Origin of the sequence: Citricoccus sp. NPDC055426, from assembly GCF_040677445.1 — a bacterium.
Classification (GTDB): Bacteria; Actinomycetota; Actinomycetes; order Actinomycetales; family Micrococcaceae; genus Citricoccus.
Genome location: NZ_JBFARZ010000004.1, coordinates 211,830 through 231,382, shown reverse-complemented (window position 1 = coordinate 231,382; position 19,553 = coordinate 211,830). Strand labels below are relative to the sequence as shown.

The window sequence follows — 19,553 nt, the reverse complement described above, 5'->3', positions numbered from 1 at the left end:
CTGACGCACCGGGGTCTTCGCACCCCGGCTGGGCCGGATCCCCGTTGCGGAGGAAGCCCCACGGCCCCGAAGCCAGACCACCCCGGTGCACGAACCGGGTTCCACGAAAGGCAGGCGTCCAGCCCCATGCGCAATTTCCAGAAGACCTCCGGGATGAAGTTCCACAAGTACCTCCCGTTCCAGGACCAGATCGAGGTCAGCCTCCCGGACCGCACCTGGCCGGACCGGGTCATCACCCAGGCACCCCGCTGGTGCGCGGTGGACCTGCGGGACGGCAACCAGGCCCTCATCGACCCCATGGGCCCGGACCGCAAGATGCGGATGTTCGAGCTGCTCGTGAACATGGGCTACAAGGAGATCGAGGTCGGATTCCCCTCGGCCTCGCAGACCGACTTCGACTTCGTCCGCCAGCTCATCGAACAGGACCGCATCCCCGAGGACGTCACCATCCAGGTGCTGACCCAGTCGCGCGAGCACCTCATCGAGCGGACCTACGAGGCTCTTGAGGGATGTCACCGGGCCATCGTGCACCTGTACAACTCCACCTCCGTGCTCCAGCGCCGGGTCGTGTTCCGGGAGGACATGGACGGGATCGTGGACATCGCCACCTCCGGGGCCCGGCTCTGCCGGAAGTACGAGGAGCAGCTGACGGGCACGGAGATCGTGTACCAGTACTCGCCGGAGTCCTACACGGGCACCGAGCTGGAGTTCGCGGCGCGCATCTCCAACGCGGTGGGGGAGATCCTCGAGGCCTCGACCGACCGCCAGATGATCCTCAACCTGCCGGCCACCGTGGAGATGGCCACGCCCAACGTCTACGCCGACTCGATCGAGTGGATGCACCGCAACCTGGAGAACCGGGACGGCATCATCCTCTCCCTGCACCCCCACAACGACCGTGGGACCGGGGTGGCGGCCGCCGAGCTGGGCTACCTGGCCGGCGCTGACCGGATCGAGGGCTGCCTGTTCGGCAACGGCGAGCGGACCGGCAACGTGGACCTCGTGACCTTGGGCATGAACCTCTTCAGCCAGGGCATCGACCCGATGATCGACTTCTCGGACATGGACGGGATCCGCCGCACGGTGGAGTACTGCAACCAGCTGCCGGTCGCCGAGCGCGTCCCCTACGGCGGCGACCTCGTCTTCACCGCGTTCTCCGGCTCCCACCAGGACGCCATCAAGAAGGGCCTGGAGGCCATGGACGTGGACGCCGCGGCGGCCGGGACGGACCGGGACGGCATCCCCTGGGCCGTGCCCTACCTGCCGATCGACCCGCAGGACATCGGCCGGTCCTACGAGGCCGTCATCCGCGTCAACTCCCAGTCCGGCAAGGGCGGGGTGGCCTACCTGCTCAAGACCGAGCACAACCTCGACCTGCCGCGCCGCGCCCAGATCGAGTTCTCCCACGTCATCCAGGCCATGGCCGACTCCCAGGGTGGCGAGGTCACCGGGGACCAGCTGTGGAAGGTCTTCCAGGACGAGTACCTGCCGGCCGAGGACCCGGCCGACGACGGTGCCCGCTGGGGCCGTTACCGCCTGGGCGACGTCAGCTCGCACACCGCCGAGGACGGCAGCTTCACCATGACCGCCGAGGCGGAGGTGGACGGGGCCAAGCGCGTGCGCACCGCCACGGCCAACGGCCCGATCGCGGCGCTGGTCAAGATCTTCGGCGAGGAAGGCCTGGACATCCGCGTCCTGGACTACTCCGAGCACGCGCTGTCCGAGGGCGGCTCGGCCATGGCCGCCGCCTACGTGGAGTGCGCCGTGGGGGACCGGGTCCTCTGGGGCGCCGGGCTGGACTACAACACCACGATGGCCTCCCTGAAGGCGGTGGTGTCCGCCGTGAACCGTGCCCTGCGGGATGACGAGGACCTGGTGCGGGCCCTGCAGTCCCCGGCCCGGGGTTCGGCCGCCCAGGCCTGATGGCCGGGTCCGGCGGCCGGCGCGGTGCGGGCTACGCGGCGAACAGCTACCGCACGGACGCCCTCGTCCTGCGCACCTACACGCTCGGCGAGGCGGATCGCATCATCGTGCTGTTGACCCCCGGCCACGGCCAGATCCGGGCCGTGGCCAAGGGGGTGCGCCGGACGACCTCCAAGTTCGGCGCCACCCTGGAGCCCTTCATGCTCTCCCGGCTGCAGCTGGTCCACGGCCGGAACCTCGACATCATCACCCAGGCCGAGTCCGTGACCCCGTACGGGCAACGGATCGCGCAGGACTATGACGCCTATGCCGCGGCCTCGGCCATGGTGGAGACCGCGGAGCGGCTCACCGCGGCGGAGGTCGGGGAGCACGGGGGCGGGCTGGAGGCCCCCAGCCAGTACCGGCTGCTGCACGGCGCCCTGGCCGCCCTCGCACGGGGGGCCCACGCGCCCCGGCTGCTGCTGGACTCCTACCTGCTGCGCTCCCTGGCCACCGCCGGCTGGGCCGCGAGCTTCTCCGACTGCGCCCGGTGCGGTGCCCCGGGACCCCACCGCTCGGTCAACGTCACCCTGGGCGGCAGCGTCTGCGACGACTGCCGTCCCCCCGGCTCCGCCACCCCCGCCCCGGGCACCATCACCCTGCTGGCCGCACTGTTCTCGGGCCAGTGGGACACGGCGGACGCCTCACCGGACGCGTCCCGCCGGGAGGCGGCCGGTATCGTGGCGGGGTACCTCCAGTTCCACCTGGAACGTCATCTGAAGTCCCTGGCCGTGATGGACCAGGGCGGCCACCCGCCCGCCCGACAGCATCCCTGAACCGCACCTGAACCCGAGGACCCGCCGCATGCCCTCCCGCCCCACCCCCAGCGCCGGCCACGCCGATCCGTACCCGCATCCCTCGGGGGCGCAGCCACCACGGATCCCGCAGCGGTTCGTCCCGCGCCACGTGGCCATCGTGATGGACGGGAACGGCCGCTGGGCCAACCAGCGGGGGCTGCCCCGCACGGAGGGCCACCGGGCCGGGGAGGCGGCGCTGCTGGACGTCATGGCCGGCGCCGTGCAGCTGGGGATCGAGCACGTCAGCGTCTACGCCTTCTCCACCGAGAACTGGAAGCGCTCCCCGGACGAGGTCCGCTTCCTGATGGGGTTCTCCCGTGACGTGCTGCGCCGCCAGCGGGACACCCTGGACTCCTGGGGCGTCCGCATCCGCTGGAACGGCCGGCGCCCCCGGCTGTGGACCTCCGTCATCAAGGAGCTCGAGGCCGCCGAGGAACAGACCCGCCAGAACACGCGCTGCCACCTGACCATGTGCGTCAACTACGGCTCGCGCGCCGAGATCACGGACGCGGTGCAGGCCATCGCGCGCGAGGTCGAGGCGGGCCGGCTGAAGTCCTCCGGCATCCGCGAGGACACCATCACCCGCCACCTGGACGAACCGGACGTCCCGGACGTCGACCTGTTCCTGCGCACCTCCGGTGAGCAGCGGCTGTCCAACTTCCTGCTCTGGCAGTCGGCCTACGCCGAGCTCGTGTTCCTGGACACGCTGTGGCCGGACGTGGACCGCACCACCCTGTGGGACGCCGTGGAGGTCTACGCCCGCCGCGACCGCCGGTACGGGGGCGCGGTGGATCAGGCCGGCCCGGCGTAGACGCCCAGCCACTGGAACATCTCGCGGGCCGCCTGCCTCCGGATGGCCTGGGGTGAGGCCATCACGTCATGCAGGGCGCCGGCGTGGCGGACCACCGTGACGTGCCGGCCCAGCCGGGTGGAGCGCTGGGCCAGGATCTCCACGTCCAGCACGATGTCCGCGGCCGTCATGTCCTCGCGCCAGGACGGTCCGAACACCGTGCGGTCCGAGAGCATCACGTGGACCGGCTCCGTGAGTCCGAGTCCGGCGGCCACCGTGGCATGGCCGGCCATCACGGCCTTGAGCCAGCCCCCGGGCACCTCGAAGGCATACTGCGGACGCCACAGCGGGTGCAGGTCCCAGTCCCCGTCCGCCGCCGCGGAGACCGTCCGCCAGTAGTGGTCCACCCGGGGCAGCTTCAGGAAGTTCTTGGGGTGCAGCCGCACCACCGGGTCCAGCACCGCCGAGGCCATGTGCCGCACCAGGGCCGAGCCCTGCATCTCCAGCCACGGGCTGTTCAGCACGAGCGCCCGTGCCCGCCCCGGGTGCCGGGCGGCCCACAGGGCCAGGGTCAGCCCGCCCGTGGAATGCCCCATCAGCACCGGCCGCTGCGGGTGGTCCCGGGCGATGATGCGCAGCGCCCGCCCGATCTCGTCGTCGTAGACCTCGAGGCTCCCGGCCCAGCCGGGGGTCTGGCCCGGGCGCAGCGAGCGGCCGTACTTGCGCAGGTCCAGGGCGTGGAAGGCATAGCCGCGCTCGGCGAACAGGCGCGCCAGCGGTGCGTTGTAGAAGTAGTCGGACCAGCCGTGGACATACAACACCGGGATGCCCGACGCCGGCCCGTCGCCTCCTGCGGGCACCGCGCCTTCCGAGGGCACCGCGCCGGCCAACCGGACCAGCGTCGCGGCGTTGGGCCCCTCCTCATCCACCTCCAGCGGGATGGTCTGGCGCTCGAAGCCGTCCAGGATGTCGGGGACCCACACCCCGGGAGGCGAGTCCGCCAGCAGCTCAGGTGCAGCGGTGGGGGAGAACGGGGTGTCCCCGGACGGTGAGGTCACGCCTCACCGGCCTGGCCGGCGTCGTACTCCCGGGTGGGCAACCAGGCGAGCTGGGCCGGGAGATCGGCGAACGCGGCGAGGAGGAACCACAGCAGGCCCGCCAGGAACAGGAGCACGCGGGCGCAGACACTCCGGGCCCGGACGGCCTCGGCGCTGGGTGACGGCTGGGGAGCACTCATATGACCGTCATGCTACGCGGGCGCAACGTGGAGCGGACCACCGGGAGAATCGTGGTTCCATAAGGGACATGACTGCTCTGCCCCCATTGCCCCGTGTGTACCCCGCGTTCTTCAAGGCCGTCTTCCAGGGCATGGACGCCGAGCGGGCCCACCACATCGGCTTCAGCCTGATCCGTGCGGCCGAGACCAGCGGCGCCTCCGCCGCGCTGCGGCGGGCCACCCGGCCGTCGAAGGACCTGGCCACCCGGGTGATGGGACTGGACTTCCCCTCGCCCTTCGGGCTGGCCGCCGGCTTCGACAAGCAGGGGCTGGGCACCGCCGCCCTGGCGGACCTCGGCTTCGGTCACATCGAGGTCGGCACCATCACGGGGCAGCCGCAGCCCGGCAACCCCGCCCCCCGGCTCCACCGGCTGATGCAGGACCGGGCGCTCATCAACCGGATGGGCTTCAACAACGACGGCGCCGCGGCCGTCGCCCCCCGGCTGAAGGCGACCCGGACCGTCCTGACGAAGCGCTTCGGCCGCGACCGCCCCGTGCTGGGCGTCAACATCGGCAAGACGAAGGCGGTGGCGCTCGAGGACGCCACCGGCGACTACCTGGCCTCCACCGCCGCGTTGGCCCGGCACGCCGACTACCTCGTGGTCAACGTGTCCTCACCCAACACCCCCGGGCTGCGCCAACTGCAGGACATCGAGGCGCTGGCCCCCCTGCTGGCCGCCGTGCGGAGGGAGGCCGACCGAACCACCGGCCGCCACGTGCCGCTGGCCGTCAAGATCGCCCCGGACCTCGCGGACGAGGACATCGACGAGGTCGCGGCGATGGCCGTCGAGATGGGACTGGAGGGCGTGATCGCCACCAACACGACGGTCTCCCGGGCCGGGCTGACGACGCCCGAGTCCGAGGTGGAGGCCCTGGGGGCGGGCGGGCTGTCCGGCGCGCCCCTGAAGGGACGGTCCCTGGAGGTGCTCGGACGGCTCCGGGCCGCCCTGCCGCGGGACGTCGCGCTGATCTCGGTCGGCGGCGTGACCACCGGGGCCGACGTCCGCCAGCGTCTTGAGCTCGGAGCCGACCTGGTGCAGGGGTACACGGCCTTTCTCTATGAGGGGCCGTTCTGGGCCGCCCGCATCAACCGCGAGCTCGCGGTCTAGCCGGCTAGGCGGGGTACTGGCCGCGCTTGGTCTGCGGCTTGGGCAGGCGGAGCCGGCGCAGCTGCATGGCGCGCATCACGCCGTACCAGCGCACCCCGCGCTCCACCTCCCCGAACTTCGCGGCCAGCAGCTTCTTGAGCTGGAACGAGATGAGCACGCCCTCCAGCACCACCAGCAGCACGATCGCCCACAGGGAGAAGGTCAACCAGATCGCGAGGTCGGACTGCGGCAGGAACGCGAGGAAGACGTAGACCAGCACGATCACCATGAGCCATTCGCCCACCCCGGTGCGGGCGTCCACCCAGTCCCGGGCGAAGCGCTTCTGCGGACCGCGGTCGCGCAGGGGCATGTTGCGTTCGTCGCCGGTCTCCATGGCCATGCGCATCTTCTGGCGCTCGACCATCTCCGCGTCGCGGGCGGCCTTCCGGGCCGCCTTGCGGTCGTCCGGCACGAGCGGGCGGCGGCGGGCGGCCTCCCGCTCGGCGCGCGTCGGCGTCGGCCCCTTCTTCACCTGGTGGCGCGCAGCAGTCTGCTCGGGGGTCTCGATCACGGGCGCCGACTCGGCTGCCTCGGCGGAGGGGGTCTCGGAGGTCTTCTTGCGTCCAAACACCCGGCCATTCTAGGCGGTCGGCGGCCGGGCCGGTTCCCGCGTCGTCCCGGCCGCCGCTCGCTAGGGTGGACCGCATGACAGAACAGCCCCAGAGCCCAGCCCCGTTGCCGTTGGACCCCGAGACGATCGCCCGGATCACGGACGCCGTGGACCGGTCCCTCGCCCAGACCGTCCAGACCCTCAAGGACCTCGTGGCCCTTCCCGGCATCGCCTGGGACTCCTTCGAGCGCGAACCCCTGGAGGCATCGGCCGAGGCGGTCGCGGGCCTGGTCCGTGGGCTGGGGCTGGACGACGTCCAGGTGCTGACCGAGGCCAAGGCGGACGGCACGCCCGGGGGCCCGGCCGTCGTCGGGCGCCGTCCTGCCCGGCCGGGGCAGCCGACCATCCTGCTCTATGCCCACCACGACGTCCAACCGGTGGGCGAGGAATCCCTGTGGGAGACCGAGCCCTTCACCGCCGTGGAGCGGGACGGGCGCCTGTACGGCCGCGGCGCGGCCGATGACAAGGCCGGGATCATGGTCCATGTGGCCGCCTTCAAGGCCATGCTCGACGCCGGCGCGGACTCGGGCGTGGGCGTCACCTTCTTCATCGAGGGGGAGGAGGAGGCCGGCTCGCCCACGTTCAGGACATTCCTGGACAAGCACCGGGACATCCTGGCCGCCGACGTGATCGTGGTGGCCGACTCCGGGAACTGGAAGGTCGGCGTGCCGGCACTGACCACCTCCCTGCGCGGGCTGGTGGACGGGGTGATCGGCGTGCGCGTGCTGGACCACGCCGTGCACTCCGGGATGTACGGCGGCCCCGTGCTGGACGCGCCGACCCTGCTGGCCCGCCTCATCGCGACCCTGCACGATGACGCGGGCAACGTGGCGATCAAGAGGCTGGAGCAGTCCCAGCACGCGTCCATCGAGTACCCCGAGGCCGACTACCGGGCCGATGCCGCGGTGCTGGACTCCGTGCGGCTGGCCGGCACGGGACCGCTGGCGGACCGGCTGTGGAACAAGCCGGCACTGAGCATCATCGGCACGGATGTCACCCGCCTCGAGGTGGCCTCCAACACCCTGCAGCCGGAGGCGAGGGCCAAGTTCAGCCTGCGGCTCGGGCCGGGCATGGACCCGGACGCCGCGATGGACGCCGTCCGCGCGCACCTGGACTCGGTGCGGGATGCCGCGCTGTTCGGGGCGGAGGTCATCTTCGAGCCCGGGGAGACGGGGCAGCCGTTCGCCACGGACACCTCGGCCGGTCCGGCCCAGCTGATGCTGGCCTCCCTCCGCACCGCCTTCGGGGTGGAGCCGGTCGAGGCCGGGATGGGCGGATCGATCCCGTTCACGGCGGACCTGGTGGAGGTGTTCCCGGAGGCGACCCTGCTGATCACCGGGGTGGAGGACCCGGACTCGCGGGCCCACTCGGCCAACGAGTCCCTGCACCTGGGGGACTTCCGGCACGCCGTGCTGGCAGAGGCCCTGCTGTTGGCGGGTGTGGGGCTCTGACCTAGACTCGAAGCACCTCTTGGCCCCGGTCGACGCGACACAACCGGCGGGAATGAACCGCCGGCATCGGGTGTTGGGACCGAGGAGAGCGGCCTTCGGGCCAGCCGCCGTCCGGCCCCCAGTCGGCGCGGGGGAGCACGCACGCAGATGAAGGAGCGAGCATGACCGTTTCCGCAGATTCCACCGAGACCGAGATCCCGGCCGCCCAGCCGGCCCAGGGCCTCGAGGCACACGAGGTCGAGTTGAGCGAGGTGGCGGCCACCAAGGTCCGCACCCTGCTGGAGCAGGAGGGACGCACCGACCTGCGCCTGCGCGTCGCCGTGCAGCCGGGCGGCTGCTCCGGTCTGATCTACCAGCTCTACTTCGATGAGCGGGTCCTGGACGGAGACGCCCTGCGCGACTTCGACGGCGTCGAGGTCATCGTGGACAAGATGAGCGTGCCGTACCTCGCCGGGGCCAGCATCGACTTCGAGGACACCATCTCCAAGCAGGGCTTCACCATCGACAACCCGAACGCCGGCGGCTCCTGCGCCTGCGGCGACTCCTTCCACTAGGCATCAGCCGGTCGGCGGACTGCAGTGCGGTCCACTGCCGGTCAACCGCCCGACGCCGGGTGCCCCCACCAGAGAATCGGTGGGGGCACCCGGCGTTTTCGCGTGTCATAGGGCAGACGAACAGGGCGGTAAGCTCTACAGTAGGTAGTAAACCTAGGGGTCCCCCTGTGGCTGCTCCGCTCCAGTTCAGACGCTGATCTGCACGGGGTGTTGCCGCGGGAGGCATTCGCACTCGAGATTGAAGAGGAAGGGCCGTCTGTGAGATCGCAGAATCAAGCCGGCAGCCGGGGCAGGCGTCTCCTGAAGGGGGGAGCGCTTGCCGTCGTGGCAGCCATGGTCCTGTCCGGTTGTTCGGAGCAGGTTCAACGAGGATTCCTGCCCGGCACACGGGAGACCACCAACCAAAGCGCGCAGTTGACCGATTTGTGGGTCAACTCCTGGATCGCTGCGCTGATCGTGGGCCTGGGGGCCTGGGCCATGATGCTCTGGTGCATGGTGGCCTACCGGCGCCGCAAGAGCGACCGTGGCTTCCCCCGCCAGATGGCGTACAACGTGCCGATGGAGACGCTGTTCACCATCGTCCCCGTGATCATGGTGCTGACCCTCTGGGGCTTCACCGACCGCGTCCAGCGTGAGGTGGACACCCCGGTGGAGGACTCGCCGCTGACGGTCGAGGTCTACGGCAAGCAGTGGGCCTGGGACTTCAACTACAGCTACGAGGGCGAGGAGAAGCATTACCAGGGCGTGCAGGCCCAGCTGGACGGCACCGAAGGGGTCGAGGAGACCCTGCCGACCATGTACCTCCCGGTCGACGTGCCGGTCGAGTTCGAACTCAAGTCCCGTGACGTCATCCACTCCTTCTGGGTCCCGGCCTTCCTGCGCAAGCTGGACATGGTTCCCGGCAAGTCCAACTTCATGTACCTCACGCCCACCGAGGAAGGCACCTTCCAGGGCAAGTGCGCGGAGCTCTGCGGTGAATACCACTCCGAGATGCTCTTCAACGTCGAGGTGGTCTCCGAACAGGAGTTCCGCACCCAGCTGACCGAGATGGAAGACGGCCACGTGGGTGACGAGTACAACCGCAACCCGAACCAGAACCCGGACGGCCAGCGCAACCAGGAGAACCAGGTCCAGGGCGATGGAACCGATACCGGAGCGTCCGGCGGATCCGCTGACAAGGCGGCCGGCGAGGGAGACAACGAATGACCACCTACGAATACGCCACGGATGACGCAGCGTCGGCCCAGCCACGTGTGGTGCCGGTCTCCAAGGGCAGGATCATCGTCAACTGGCTGACCAGTACGGACCACAAGACGATCGGCTACATGTACCTGATCGCCTCGTTCGTGTTCTTCTGCATCGGCGGCGTCATGGCGCTGCTGATCCGCGCCGAGCTGTTCGAGCCCGGGATGCAGCTGCTGCAGACCAAGGAGCAGTACAACCAGCTGTTCACCATGCACGGCACCATCATGTTGCTGATGTTCGCCACCCCGTTGTTCATCGGGTTCGCCAACGTCATCATGCCGCTGCAGATCGGCGCACCGGATGTGTCCTTCCCGCGGATGAACCTACTGGCCTTCTGGTTCTTCCTGTTCGGCTCCATCATCGTGGTGGCCGGCTTCCTCACCCCCCAGGGTGCGGCCTCGTTCGGCTGGTTCGCCTACGCGCCGTTGTCCAACACCACGTACTCGCCGGGGGTGGGCGGAGACCTCTGGGTGTTCGGCCTGTTCCTGCAGGGCTTCGGCACCATCCTGGGTGGCGTCAACTTCATCACCACCATCCTGACGATGCGTGCGCCGGGCATGACGATGTGGCGGATGCCGATCTTCACCTGGAACACGCTGATCACCGGCATCCTGATCCTGATGGCCTTCCCCCCACTGGCCTCCGCCCTGGCGGCCCTGGGCCTGGACCGGCGGTTCGGCGGACACGTGTTCGACCCCGAGAACGGCGGCGCCATCCTCTGGCAGCACCTGTTCTGGTTCTTCGGCCACCCCGAGGTCTACATCATCGCGCTGCCGTTCTTCGGCATCGTCTCGGAGATCATCCCGGTCTTCAGCCGCAAGCCCATCTTCGGCTACAAGACGCTGGTCTTCGCCACCACGGCCATCGCCGCCCTGTCCGTGACCGTGTGGGCCCACCACATGTACGTCACCGGCTCCGTGCTGCTGCCGTTCTTCTCGCTGATGACCATGCTGATCGCGGTGCCCACGGGCGTGAAGTTCGTGAACTGGATCGGCACCATGTGGCGGGGGTCCATCACCTTCGAGAACCCGATGCTCTGGACCCTCGGCTTCATGGTGACCTTCCTGTTCGGCGGCCTGACCGGTGTCATCCTGGCCTCCCCGCCGCTGGACTTCCACGTCTCCGACACCTACTTCGTGGTGGCACACTTCCACTACGTGGTCTTCGGCACCGTGGTGTTCGCCATGTTCGCCGGCTTCTTCTTCTGGTGGCCCAAGTTCACCGGCAAGATGCTCAACGAGCGGCTGGGAAAGATCCAGTTCTGGATGCTGTTCATCGGCTTCCACGGCACGTTCCTCATCCAGCACTGGCTGGGTGTCATGGGCATGCCGCGCCGTTACGCCGACTACATGGTGGAGGACGGCTTCACCCTGATGAACCAGTTCTCCACGATCTTCTCCTTCGTGCTGGGCGCCTCCCTGATCCCGTTCTTCTGGAACGTGTACGTCACGGCGCGTAAGGGCAAGCAGATCACCGTGGACGATCCCTGGGGCTTCGGTGGCTCCCTGGAGTGGGCGACCTCCTGCCCGCCCCCGCGCCACAACTTCCACTCCCTGCCCCGGATCCGCTCGGAGCGTCCGGCCCTGGACCTGCACCACCCCGAGCTGTTGCCGACGTCCCCGCAGCATGAGCCCGAGATCTTCGGAGAGAAGGCGGCCGCCAAGTGAGAACCAACGTCAAGCTGTTCACGCTCCTCGGCGTCTTCTTCGTCGTGGTCGCCACCGTCTACGGCTTCTGGGTGAACTGGTCCGAGTGGGCCGGCATCCCGGCGCTCTACGCCCTCGGCGGCCTCGGGTTGATGATCGCCATCTTCCTGTGGCTCACCGACCGCAAGTTCGGCGTGGGCCCGGATGACGACGAGCACGGCGAGATCGCCCAGTACGCCGGCACCTACGGCTCCTTCGCGCCGTGGAGCTGGTGGCCGCTCGGCCTGGGCGTGGCCTGTGCGGGCCTCGTGTTGGGCCTGGCCCTGGGCTGGTGGATCTTCATCGTCGGGATCGGCCTCGGCCTCTACTTCGTCGTGGGCTGGGTCTTCGAGTACTCCAAGGGCGATCACGCCCACTGACCCGCAGCGGTCACTGAACGGCAGAAAGGCCGGGAACCCTCATCGGGTTCCCGGCCTTTCTCGTCTCCTGCTCATCCCCGGCCTCGTTCTCCCGGCCCCAACTCCAGTCTCATCTCCCGCGTCATCGCCAGCCTCGACTGGCGGGGGCGAGACTGGAACGCAAAGGCCGCCGATGGCACCACACGCCCGGTGCCCAGGACTGACTACCATGGGGCACCCCCACTGGAGAGGAGAGCCCCATGGGCAGGGTGGTCATGTACGGCTCGGTGTCGGTGGACGGCTACATCGCGGATGAGCACGACGAGCCCGGTCCGCTGTTCGAGTGGTTGACCACCGGAGACGTCCCCTTGGACGAGAGCGGCGCCTTGACGGTGTCGCAGACGTCCTACGACTACACCCGGCCGTACTGGGACCGGATCGGGGTCACCATCGTGGGCCGCCACGTCTTCGACCTGACGGGCGGATGGGGCGGGACGCCGCCGGGTGGGGTCGACCACGTGGTCGTCGTGACCCACCGGCCGCCACCCGAGCCCTGGGAGCCCGAGGCGCCGTTCCACTTCCTCGAGGGCATCGAGGCGGCCGTGCACACGGCCCAGGAGCTTGCGGGTGACCGCATCGTCGAGGTCGCCGCCGGCGACGTCGGAGGCCAGGTGCTGGCCGCGGGGCTGGTCGACGAGGTGCGGATGGACGTCGTGCCGTTGGTCCTCGGGGCCGGCAAGCGCTACTTCGGGTCCGTCCACGCACCACACCTGTTGGAGGATCCCGACGTGGTGCTCCAAGGCCACCGGGTGCTGCATCTGCGCTATCTGATGCGCCGCTGACGGCGCGACAACACCACCGTGAGGGGCCCAGGGGCGGCGTGGAGCGCCCAGCGTCGACTCAGCGTGCTAGGACACCGCCAGCGGCGCCCGCGAGCGGTCTGGAACGGTCGGTGCCGCGCAGAGGCGCTGGCCAGGGAGGCCGCGGACAGCAAGAAGGGCCCCACCTTCAGGTGGGGCCCTTCATGGTGCGGTCTGGACCTGGGGTCCGGTCCGCTACCGGTCAGCGACCGATGGAGGACTGACTGTCCTGCTCCTCCACGGCGTCCGGGACGTGCCCGTGGTCGTGGGTCTTGGCCTCAGCCAGTTCGGCGCGGGTCACGGGCTCCACCCGGTCCTCGTAGAACCAGCGGTGGAGCTTGGCACGGCCCTTCTCGCTGCCCGAGACCTTGCCGTCGCGGCCCGGCTGTGCCGGCAGGGGACGCTTGGACTCGAAGCTGACCAGCTTGTAGAGCCGGTAGTCGTCCAGGCGCTCGTGGCGCTCCCGGAACTCGCCCTCGGGGGTCATCTCGATCACGCCGGCCTCGCGGCCGTGGAGCACGATCTCGCGGTCCTTGCGCTGCAGCGCCAGGCACACGCGCTTCGTGATGATGAAGCCGATGATCGGGCCGAAGATGAACAGGAACCGCAACCAGTAGGTCACATCGTTTAGCGAGACGTGGAAGTGGGTGGCGATGAGGTCGGAGGAGGCCGCCGCCCACATGACGCAGTACCAGACGATGCCGGCCACGCCGACACCGGTGCGGGTCGGGGCGTTGCGCGGACGGTCCAGGATGTGGTGCTCGCGGTTGTCCTTGGTGATCCACCGCTCGATCCACGGCCAGCCGAACATCACGCCGAAGAGGATGCCGGCCGGGACCAGGGCGGGCAGCAACACGCCCAGGGCCAAGGTGTTGGTCCCCCAGGGAAGCGGGATGTTCCACTTGAAGGAGAAGTCGCCGAGCATGCCCGGCATCAAGCGTAGGGCGCCGTCCACGAACCCGATGTACCAGTCGGGCTGGGTGCCGGCCTGGACGGGGGAGGGATCGTAGGGACCGTAGTTCCAGATGGCGTTGATGGTGAAGAAGCCGGCCAGCAGGGCCACCACGCCGAACACGATGAAGAAGAAGCCACCGGCCTTGGCCGCGTACACCGGGCCGACCGGGTAGCCGACCACGTTGTTCTCAGTGCGTCCGGGCCCGGGGTACTGCGTGTGCTTGTGGACGACCACCATGAACAGGTGCATGACGATCATCAGCAGGATCAACGCCGGCACCACCAGTACGTGCAGGATGTACAGGCGCCCGACGATGTCGTCCCCGGGGAACTCGCCGCCGAAGAGGAAGAACGAGATGTAGGTGCCGATCAGCGGGATCGACTTGACCACGCCGTCGATGATCCGCAGGCCGTTGCCGGAGAGCATCTCGTCCGGCAGGGAGTAGCCGGTGAAGCCGGCGGCCAGGCCCAGGATGAGCAGGGCGCAGCCCACGAGCCAGTTCAGCTCACGCGGGCGACGGAAGGCACCCGTGAAGAACACGCGCAGCATGTGCACGGACATGGCTGCCACGAACAGCAGGGCCGCCCAGTGGTGGACCTGACGCATGAACAGGCCACCGCGGATGTCGAACGTGAGGTCCAGTGTCGAGGCGTAGGCCACGGACATCTGGACACCGTAGAGGGGCTTGTACGAGCCCTCGTACGTGGTGTGCGCCATGGAGGGGTCGAAGAAGAAGGTCAGGAAGGTGCCCGACATCAACAGGATGACGAAGGTGTACAGGGCCACCTCCCCGAACATGAAGGTCCAGTGGTCCGGGAAGATCTTCCGGCCGAACTCCTTGACCATGGGGGAGACGCCCACGCGGGTGTCCATGAAGTTGGCGATCTTCCCCGTGGGGGTGCTCGCCTGGTACTCGGTGTTGGTTGAGGTGCTCATAGGTGTCAGCCACGCTCCCAGTAGGCCGGTCCGACGGGCTCGTGGAAGTCGCTGCGGGCGACGAGGAACCCCTCTTCATTGACGGTGATCGGCAGCTGCGGCAGGGCGTGGCCGGCCGGGCCGAAGATGACCTTGCATTCCTGCGTGAGGTCGAAGGTCGACTGGTGGCAGGGGCACAGCAGGTGGTGGGTGTGCTGCTCATAGAGCGCCACCGGGCAGCCGACGTGCGTGCAGACCTTGGAGTAGGCGACGATGCCGTCCACGTTCCAGTCCTCCCGCTCGGGGGAGACCTGCATGTCCTCGGGGTTCAGCCGCATGAGCAGCACCACGGCCTTGGACTTCTGGTTGAGCTGTTCCGGGAACGGAAGCTCGCTGAGGCCCTCCGGGATCACGTGGAAGGCGGAGCCCATGGTGACGTCTGAGGCCTTGATCGGGGTGCCGGTGGGGTCACGCACCAACCGGACGTCCGGAGCCCACATGGTGTGGCGCAGGCGTTCGGGGCCGAAGTTCTCGGCGGCCAGGTCGCTGAAGTTGTCCGTGTCGTCCAGGTCGCGGAAGATCGCGATGGCCGGCAGGACGGCGAGGGCACCCGCACCGATCAGCGTGTTCCGCAGCAGCGGACGGCGCTTGATCTGGGTCTCGTCGATGATGTCCTCGACCATGCCGACGGCCAGCTGACGGTCCGCCTCGGTGCGGACCTCATGCCGCTCCTCGGTGACCTCGTGGTCCGGCATCAGGGTCTTGGCCCAATGCACGATGCCCACACCGATGCCGAGCATGGCGAAGGCCGTGCCGAGGCCGAGGAGCATGTTCTGCAGCCGGACCGTGGAGATGGCGGTCTCCGGGCCGATCTGGCCGACCACGAAGTAGCCCACGAAGAACAGCAGCGTGCCGACGATCGAGAGTCCGAAGAGGAAGGCGACCTGTCGCTCGGCGCGCTTGGCTGCCCGGGGGTCCTCGTCCGCGAGCCGCGGCCGGTGCGGAGGGATACCGGGGTTGTCGACGGCGTATTTGCCCGACTCCTCCACACCGGCGTGCTCAACGGCTCCCGAGTGCTCCGGGCCTCCGTGGCTTTGCTCAGACATAGATCTGAATCCTTTGCTTGAGTGATGGTGACGTTGTGTGTGATCGGCGCCCCCACGGCGCCGTCAGGTCAGGAGGACCTGGAGGTCAGCCAGACCATGAAGCCGACGAGGAGCGCCAGTCCGCCGGTCCAGACCAACAGGCCTTCGGACACCGGACCGAGGGAGCCCAGCGAGGCCCCACCCGGAGAGCCCTGGCTCTCGATCTGCTTGAGGAAGGCGATGATGTCCCGCTTGTCCTCGGGCTTGATGTTGGCGTCGCTGAAGACCGGCATGTTCTGCGGGCCGGTGACCATGGCCTCGTAGATGTGCTGTTCGGACACGTTGGCCAGGTCAGGGGCGAACTTGCCACGGGTCAGGGCGCCACCGGACGCCGCCGCGTTGTGGCACATGGCGCAGTTGACGCGGAAGAGGGTGCCGCCGTTGCCGAGGTCCACATCTTCGTGGTCGGTGTCCAGGTACTGCTCCTCCGGCATGGCCGGTCCGGCGCCGAGGGAGGCCACGTAGGCGGCCAGCTGCATGGTCTGCTCGTCGCTGAACTGGTTGGGCTTGGCCTGGGCCTGGGGGCCCTGCATCTGCATGGGCATGCGGCCGGTGCCGACCTGGAAGTTGACGGAGGCGGCACCCACGCCGATCAGGGTGGGTCCGTCTTCGGTGCCGACGGCGTCCATGCCGTGACAGGTGGCGCAGTTGGCGTTGAAGAGCTTCTCGCCCTCGGTGATGTCCTCAGCGCTGTACGTCGAACCCGTGGTGGAGGCCTGGGCCTGGTTCATGGTGCTGGCGACCGAGTAGAGGCCGCCGGTGATGAGAAGTCCCAGAAGCAGCAGCGCGAGCCCGGCGATGGGGTGGCGCCGTTTCTGTGAAAGTGCCTTCACGGTTGGTTCCTAACGTTTCTTGTTGACCGGAGGAGGGTGACGTTCCGAATCCGGTCGTCCTCGGTGTGGTGCGGGTGGTCCGGAGTTGGTGCGGTCTATTTCAGGAAGTAGACGATGGCGAAGAGGGCGATCCAGACGACATCGACGAAGTGCCAGTAGTAGGACACGACGATGGCCGAGGTGGCCTCGTGGTGGCCGAAGCGCTTGGCGAGGTGGGCGCGGCCGATGATGAACAGGAATGCCACGAGTCCACCGAAGACGTGGATGGCGTGGAAGCCGGTGGTGATGTAGAAGGCGGAACCGTACGCGTTGGCGTCGATCGTCACACCGTGGGAGACCAGCACCGCGTACTCATAGCACTGCACGGAGACGAAGATCGCGCCCATGATGAAGGTCAGGACGAACCACTCGATCATGCCCCACCTCTTCAGCGAGAAGACCCCGCCGGTGCGGCGCGGCTGGAGGCGCTCGGCGGCGAACACGCCGGCCTGGGCGGTGAAGGAGCTCGCCACCAGGATCAGGGTGTTCACGAAGGCGAGGGGGACGTTCAACGTCTCGGTGCCCTCCGCCCACAGTTCGGGCGAGGTCGACCTCAGCGTGAAGTACATGGCGAAGAGCCCGCCGAAGAACATGATCTCGCTGGAGAGCCAGACCATGGTGCCCACTTGCACCATATTGGGTCGGCTGGGGAGTCCTGTTGCGGGCCTGGGGAGGGCATGGGTTGCAGTCGTCACCCAGCCATTATGGCCCTAAAACGGTCCCCGGCTCCAATGCGACGAACGTTTCGGCGTTTCCTCTTCTTCCCGGGTGGAGCCATCTCCCACGAACTTCGATCCTGACACTCAGCGAATACGCAGGTTTGCAGGTCAGTTGACGGTTGTCCGGCGGCCTCCGCCGGGTTACGAGTCACGAGTATGTCCTAATGTCCGTCCCGAGGGAAGACCCCGGTGGACTTCGCCCGTCCCTGCCGCCCGGGGTGCAACAGTGATTCGCACGCCACGGTGCTGGATCCGGCCGGCGATAGCATGATCGGCGTGAGTACATCGATCTCTGCACCCCAGTCCCTCTCGTGGCCCTACGTCTTCGGCCGGCTCGTCTCCCGGAGGGATCTGAGCACTGAGGAGGCCATGTGGGCCATGCGGGAGATCATGTCCGGCAACGCCACGGACGCGCAGATCGCGGGTTTCCTGGTGGCGCTGGCCTCCAAGGGGGAGACGGTCGAGGAGTTGCTGGGACTCACCCAGGTCATGCTGGACAACGCGGTGCACCTCGAGGTGCCGGGGGAGACCCTGGACATCGTCGGCACCGGCGGGGACAAGCTCGGCACCGTCAACATCTCCACCATGTCCTCCCTCGTGGCCGTCGGCGCCGGCGCCACGGTGGTCAAGCACGGCAACCGCGGTGCCTCCTCAACGGCGGGCGCGGCGGACGTGATCGAAGCACTCGGTGTGGACCTCTCGCTGCCGGTGGAGAAGGTGGTGGAATGCGCCACCTCCGCCGGCATCACCTTCCTCTTCGCCCAGGGGTACCACCCGTCGATGAAGTACGTGGCCCCCGCGCGCAAGCAGCTGGGCGTGCCGACCGTCTTCAACTACCTGGGACCCTTGACCAACCCCTCCGGCGTCCGCGCGCAGGCCCTGGGCTGCGCCAGCGAGCGGATGGCCCCGCTGCTGGCCGGCGTGCTGGCGGACCGCGGGTTGCGGGGCCTGGTGTTCCGGGGCAGTGACGGACGGGACAAGATCACCACCTCCGGTCCCTCCACGGTCTTCGAGGTGCGGGAGGGTGCCGTGGCCGAGCACGTGCTGCAGCCGCAGGACTTCGGGGTCGAGCTGGCCCCGGTGGAGGCCCTGGCAGGTCAGGACGGTCAGCACAACGCCGGGATCGTGCGCGAGTTGCTGGCCGGCCGGCCCGGTCCGGTCCGGGATGCGGTGCTCTTGAACGCCGCGGCCGGCCTCACGGCCTTCGACACCTCGGCCGAGGGGCACCTCTTCGACCGGATCACGGCGAATATGACGCGGGCCGCGGAGTCCATCGACTCCGGTGCCGCCCAACGCGTGCTGGACGCCTGGGTGCAGGTCTCACACTCCTAGGCGCACCCGCTCAGGCGGACCTGCCCAGGCGTACCGCGCCGCGGCTACTGCTCGATGTTCTCGAAGCCGAGGGCGAACCCCTCTTCGAGGTCATGCCGCGAGTAGGCACGGAAGGCCAGCATCGTCTCGGTGTCCCGGATGCCCTCCACCTTGGACATCTGATCGGCGATGACGTCGGCGAGGTCGTCGTATTGACGGAGCCGCACCATGGCCACCAGGTCCCAGTTGCCGGTCACGGAGTACACCGAGGTCACCCCGTGCAGGTCCGCCAGTTGCTCGGCGCACTCCGGGATGCGGTTCGGGTCGGTCTTGATCATCACGAATGCGGTCACCATGGTGGAACCTCCTGTGGGGTCTGTGGGGTCTGTGGGGTCTGTGGCCATCCTATGACTGCCGAGCGGCCCGCCCGCGCCGCCGCCGGAGGATCAGTGACGTGATGGCGCGCCGGCCGAGCAGGAAGGCGCCCAGGACACCGGCGGTCACGAGCTGGAAGGACGGGGCCGCGGTGTCGCCCAGCGCCACGCGGAGGCCCAGCCCGCCCACCACGGTCACCAGCCAGACCACGACGCCGGCCGGCCAGACCCTGCCCCAGGTGTACCGGGGGCGGGTGAGGGCGGTGGCCGCGGCCCAGGCGACCAGGAAGGGCAGCGCGGTCAGCAGCAGGCCGCCGAGATCCATCCCGGACTCGTGGGTGCGCCGGCCGAGTGCGGCGAAGAGCACGATCAACAGGATGTCGGCGGCCCCTCCGATCCACGGTCCTGCCGAGCGGACGGCGGGGGAGGCGGTCTGGGGTGCAGGGGAGGACGGCATCCCCCCAGCCTACCGCTCGGCCATTCGACAATGAATAATCCTTGTGAAACGAGGAACAAGCCCCTATC

20 protein-coding genes are annotated in these 19,553 nt (G+C 68.8%); 11 read left to right on the top strand and 9 right to left on the bottom strand.

The window, feature by feature from the left end:
• Window positions 1-126: 126 nt before the first annotated feature.
• The 3 genes from leuA to AB0K08_RS08940 are packed head-to-tail and all read left to right on the top strand — an operon-like array spanning window position 127 to window position 3,570.
• A complete protein-coding gene (leuA, locus tag AB0K08_RS08950; protein WP_363353509.1) occupies window positions 127-1,923 on the top strand; it encodes a 2-isopropylmalate synthase in 1,797 nt (598 codons plus the stop codon).
• Window positions 1,923-2,738: a DNA repair protein RecO gene (recO, locus tag AB0K08_RS08945; protein WP_363353507.1), complete on the top strand. Its 816-nt coding sequence runs from the start codon at window positions 1,923-1,925 to the stop codon at window positions 2,736-2,738. The genes leuA and recO overlap by 1 nt, the downstream gene beginning before the upstream one ends.
• A gap of 28 nt (window positions 2,739-2,766) precedes the next feature.
• Window positions 2,767-3,570, top strand: coding sequence for an isoprenyl transferase (locus AB0K08_RS08940; protein WP_363353505.1), 804 nt, complete (start codon window positions 2,767-2,769; stop codon window positions 3,568-3,570).
• On the opposite strand, the gene AB0K08_RS08935 is transcribed toward AB0K08_RS08940, so the two are convergent.
• Window positions 3,552-4,607, bottom strand: coding sequence for an alpha/beta hydrolase (locus tag AB0K08_RS08935; protein WP_363353503.1), 1,056 nt, complete (start codon window positions 4,605-4,607; stop codon window positions 3,552-3,554). The genes AB0K08_RS08940 and AB0K08_RS08935 overlap by 19 nt on opposite strands.
• Window positions 4,604-4,786 (bottom strand): hypothetical protein, encoded by a 183-nt coding sequence (locus AB0K08_RS08930; protein ID WP_363353501.1) that lies wholly within the window; start codon window positions 4,784-4,786, stop codon window positions 4,604-4,606. Before AB0K08_RS08930 ends, AB0K08_RS08935 begins: the two co-directional genes overlap by 4 nt.
• 68 nt (window positions 4,787-4,854) lie before the next feature.
• Here AB0K08_RS08930 and AB0K08_RS08925 point away from each other — a divergent pair, with 68 nt between their 5' ends.
• Complete coding sequence (locus AB0K08_RS08925) at window positions 4,855-5,934, top strand: quinone-dependent dihydroorotate dehydrogenase (protein ID WP_363353499.1); 1,080 nt, start codon at window positions 4,855-4,857, stop codon at window positions 5,932-5,934.
• Window positions 5,935-5,938: 4 nt separating this feature from the next.
• Here the strand turns inward: AB0K08_RS08925 and AB0K08_RS08920 are convergent, their stop codons facing one another.
• Complete coding sequence (locus tag AB0K08_RS08920) at window positions 5,939-6,544, bottom strand: DUF3043 domain-containing protein (RefSeq protein WP_363353497.1); 606 nt, start codon at window positions 6,542-6,544, stop codon at window positions 5,939-5,941.
• Between the two features lie 74 nt (window positions 6,545-6,618).
• Here AB0K08_RS08920 and AB0K08_RS08915 point away from each other — a divergent pair, with 74 nt between their 5' ends.
• The 6 genes from AB0K08_RS08915 (at window position 6,619) to AB0K08_RS08890 (ending at window position 12,719) form a co-directional block, all read left to right on the top strand.
• Window positions 6,619-8,034 carry a dipeptidase gene (locus AB0K08_RS08915; protein ID WP_363353495.1) on the top strand — a complete coding sequence of 472 codons (1,416 nt, stop codon included), beginning with the start codon at window positions 6,619-6,621 and terminating at the stop codon, window positions 8,032-8,034.
• Between the two features lie 161 nt (window positions 8,035-8,195).
• Window positions 8,196-8,588 (top strand): iron-sulfur cluster assembly accessory protein, encoded by a 393-nt coding sequence (locus AB0K08_RS08910; protein ID WP_363353493.1) that lies wholly within the window; start codon window positions 8,196-8,198, stop codon window positions 8,586-8,588.
• A 333-nt stretch (window positions 8,589-8,921) separates the two neighbouring features.
• Window positions 8,922-9,794, top strand: a complete 873-nt coding sequence (gene coxB, locus AB0K08_RS08905) for a cytochrome c oxidase subunit II (RefSeq protein ID WP_363353575.1) — start codon at window positions 8,922-8,924, stop codon at window positions 9,792-9,794.
• Window positions 9,791-11,500 carry a cytochrome c oxidase subunit I gene (ctaD, locus tag AB0K08_RS08900; RefSeq protein ID WP_363353491.1) on the top strand — a complete coding sequence of 570 codons (1,710 nt, stop codon included), beginning with the start codon at window positions 9,791-9,793 and terminating at the stop codon, window positions 11,498-11,500. The genes coxB and ctaD overlap by 4 nt, the downstream gene beginning before the upstream one ends.
• On the top strand, window positions 11,497-11,898 hold the full coding sequence (locus tag AB0K08_RS08895; protein ID WP_363353489.1) for a cytochrome c oxidase subunit 4: 402 nt from the start codon (window positions 11,497-11,499) through the stop codon (window positions 11,896-11,898). The genes ctaD and AB0K08_RS08895 overlap by 4 nt, the downstream gene beginning before the upstream one ends.
• Window positions 11,899-12,137: 239 nt before the next feature.
• Complete coding sequence (locus AB0K08_RS08890; RefSeq protein ID WP_363353487.1) at window positions 12,138-12,719, top strand: dihydrofolate reductase family protein; 582 nt, start codon at window positions 12,138-12,140, stop codon at window positions 12,717-12,719.
• A gap of 220 nt (window positions 12,720-12,939) precedes the next feature.
• On the opposite strand, the gene AB0K08_RS08885 is transcribed toward AB0K08_RS08890, so the two are convergent.
• The 4 genes from AB0K08_RS08885 to AB0K08_RS08870 form a co-directional block, all read right to left on the bottom strand.
• Window positions 12,940-14,628, bottom strand: a complete 1,689-nt coding sequence (locus AB0K08_RS08885; RefSeq protein WP_363353485.1) for a ubiquinol-cytochrome c reductase cytochrome b subunit — start codon at window positions 14,626-14,628, stop codon at window positions 12,940-12,942.
• Between the two features lie 5 nt (window positions 14,629-14,633).
• The gene (locus AB0K08_RS08880; protein WP_363353483.1) at window positions 14,634-15,713 is read right to left on the bottom strand and encodes a Rieske 2Fe-2S domain-containing protein; all 1,080 of its coding nucleotides are present in this window, start codon (window positions 15,711-15,713) and stop codon (window positions 14,634-14,636) included.
• 68 nt (window positions 15,714-15,781) lie between these two features.
• A complete protein-coding gene (locus tag AB0K08_RS08875; RefSeq protein ID WP_363353481.1) occupies window positions 15,782-16,585 on the bottom strand; it encodes a cytochrome c in 804 nt (267 codons plus the stop codon).
• Window positions 16,586-16,680: 95 nt separating this feature from the next.
• Complete coding sequence (locus tag AB0K08_RS08870; protein ID WP_363353479.1) at window positions 16,681-17,259, bottom strand: heme-copper oxidase subunit III; 579 nt, start codon at window positions 17,257-17,259, stop codon at window positions 16,681-16,683.
• 351 nt (window positions 17,260-17,610) lie between these two features.
• On the opposite strand from AB0K08_RS08870, the gene trpD reads away from it, so the two are divergent.
• Window positions 17,611-18,675 (top strand): anthranilate phosphoribosyltransferase, encoded by a 1,065-nt coding sequence (gene trpD, locus AB0K08_RS08865; RefSeq protein ID WP_363353477.1) that lies wholly within the window; start codon window positions 17,611-17,613, stop codon window positions 18,673-18,675.
• A gap of 44 nt (window positions 18,676-18,719) precedes the next feature.
• Here the strand turns inward: trpD and AB0K08_RS08860 are convergent, their stop codons facing one another.
• The gene (locus tag AB0K08_RS08860) at window positions 18,720-19,010 is read right to left on the bottom strand and encodes an Lrp/AsnC ligand binding domain-containing protein (protein ID WP_363353475.1); all 291 of its coding nucleotides are present in this window, start codon (window positions 19,008-19,010) and stop codon (window positions 18,720-18,722) included.
• A 49-nt stretch (window positions 19,011-19,059) separates the two neighbouring features.
• Window positions 19,060-19,485, bottom strand: coding sequence for a DUF3054 domain-containing protein (locus AB0K08_RS08855; protein WP_363353473.1), 426 nt, complete (start codon window positions 19,483-19,485; stop codon window positions 19,060-19,062).
• Window positions 19,486-19,553: the final 68 nt, after the last annotated feature.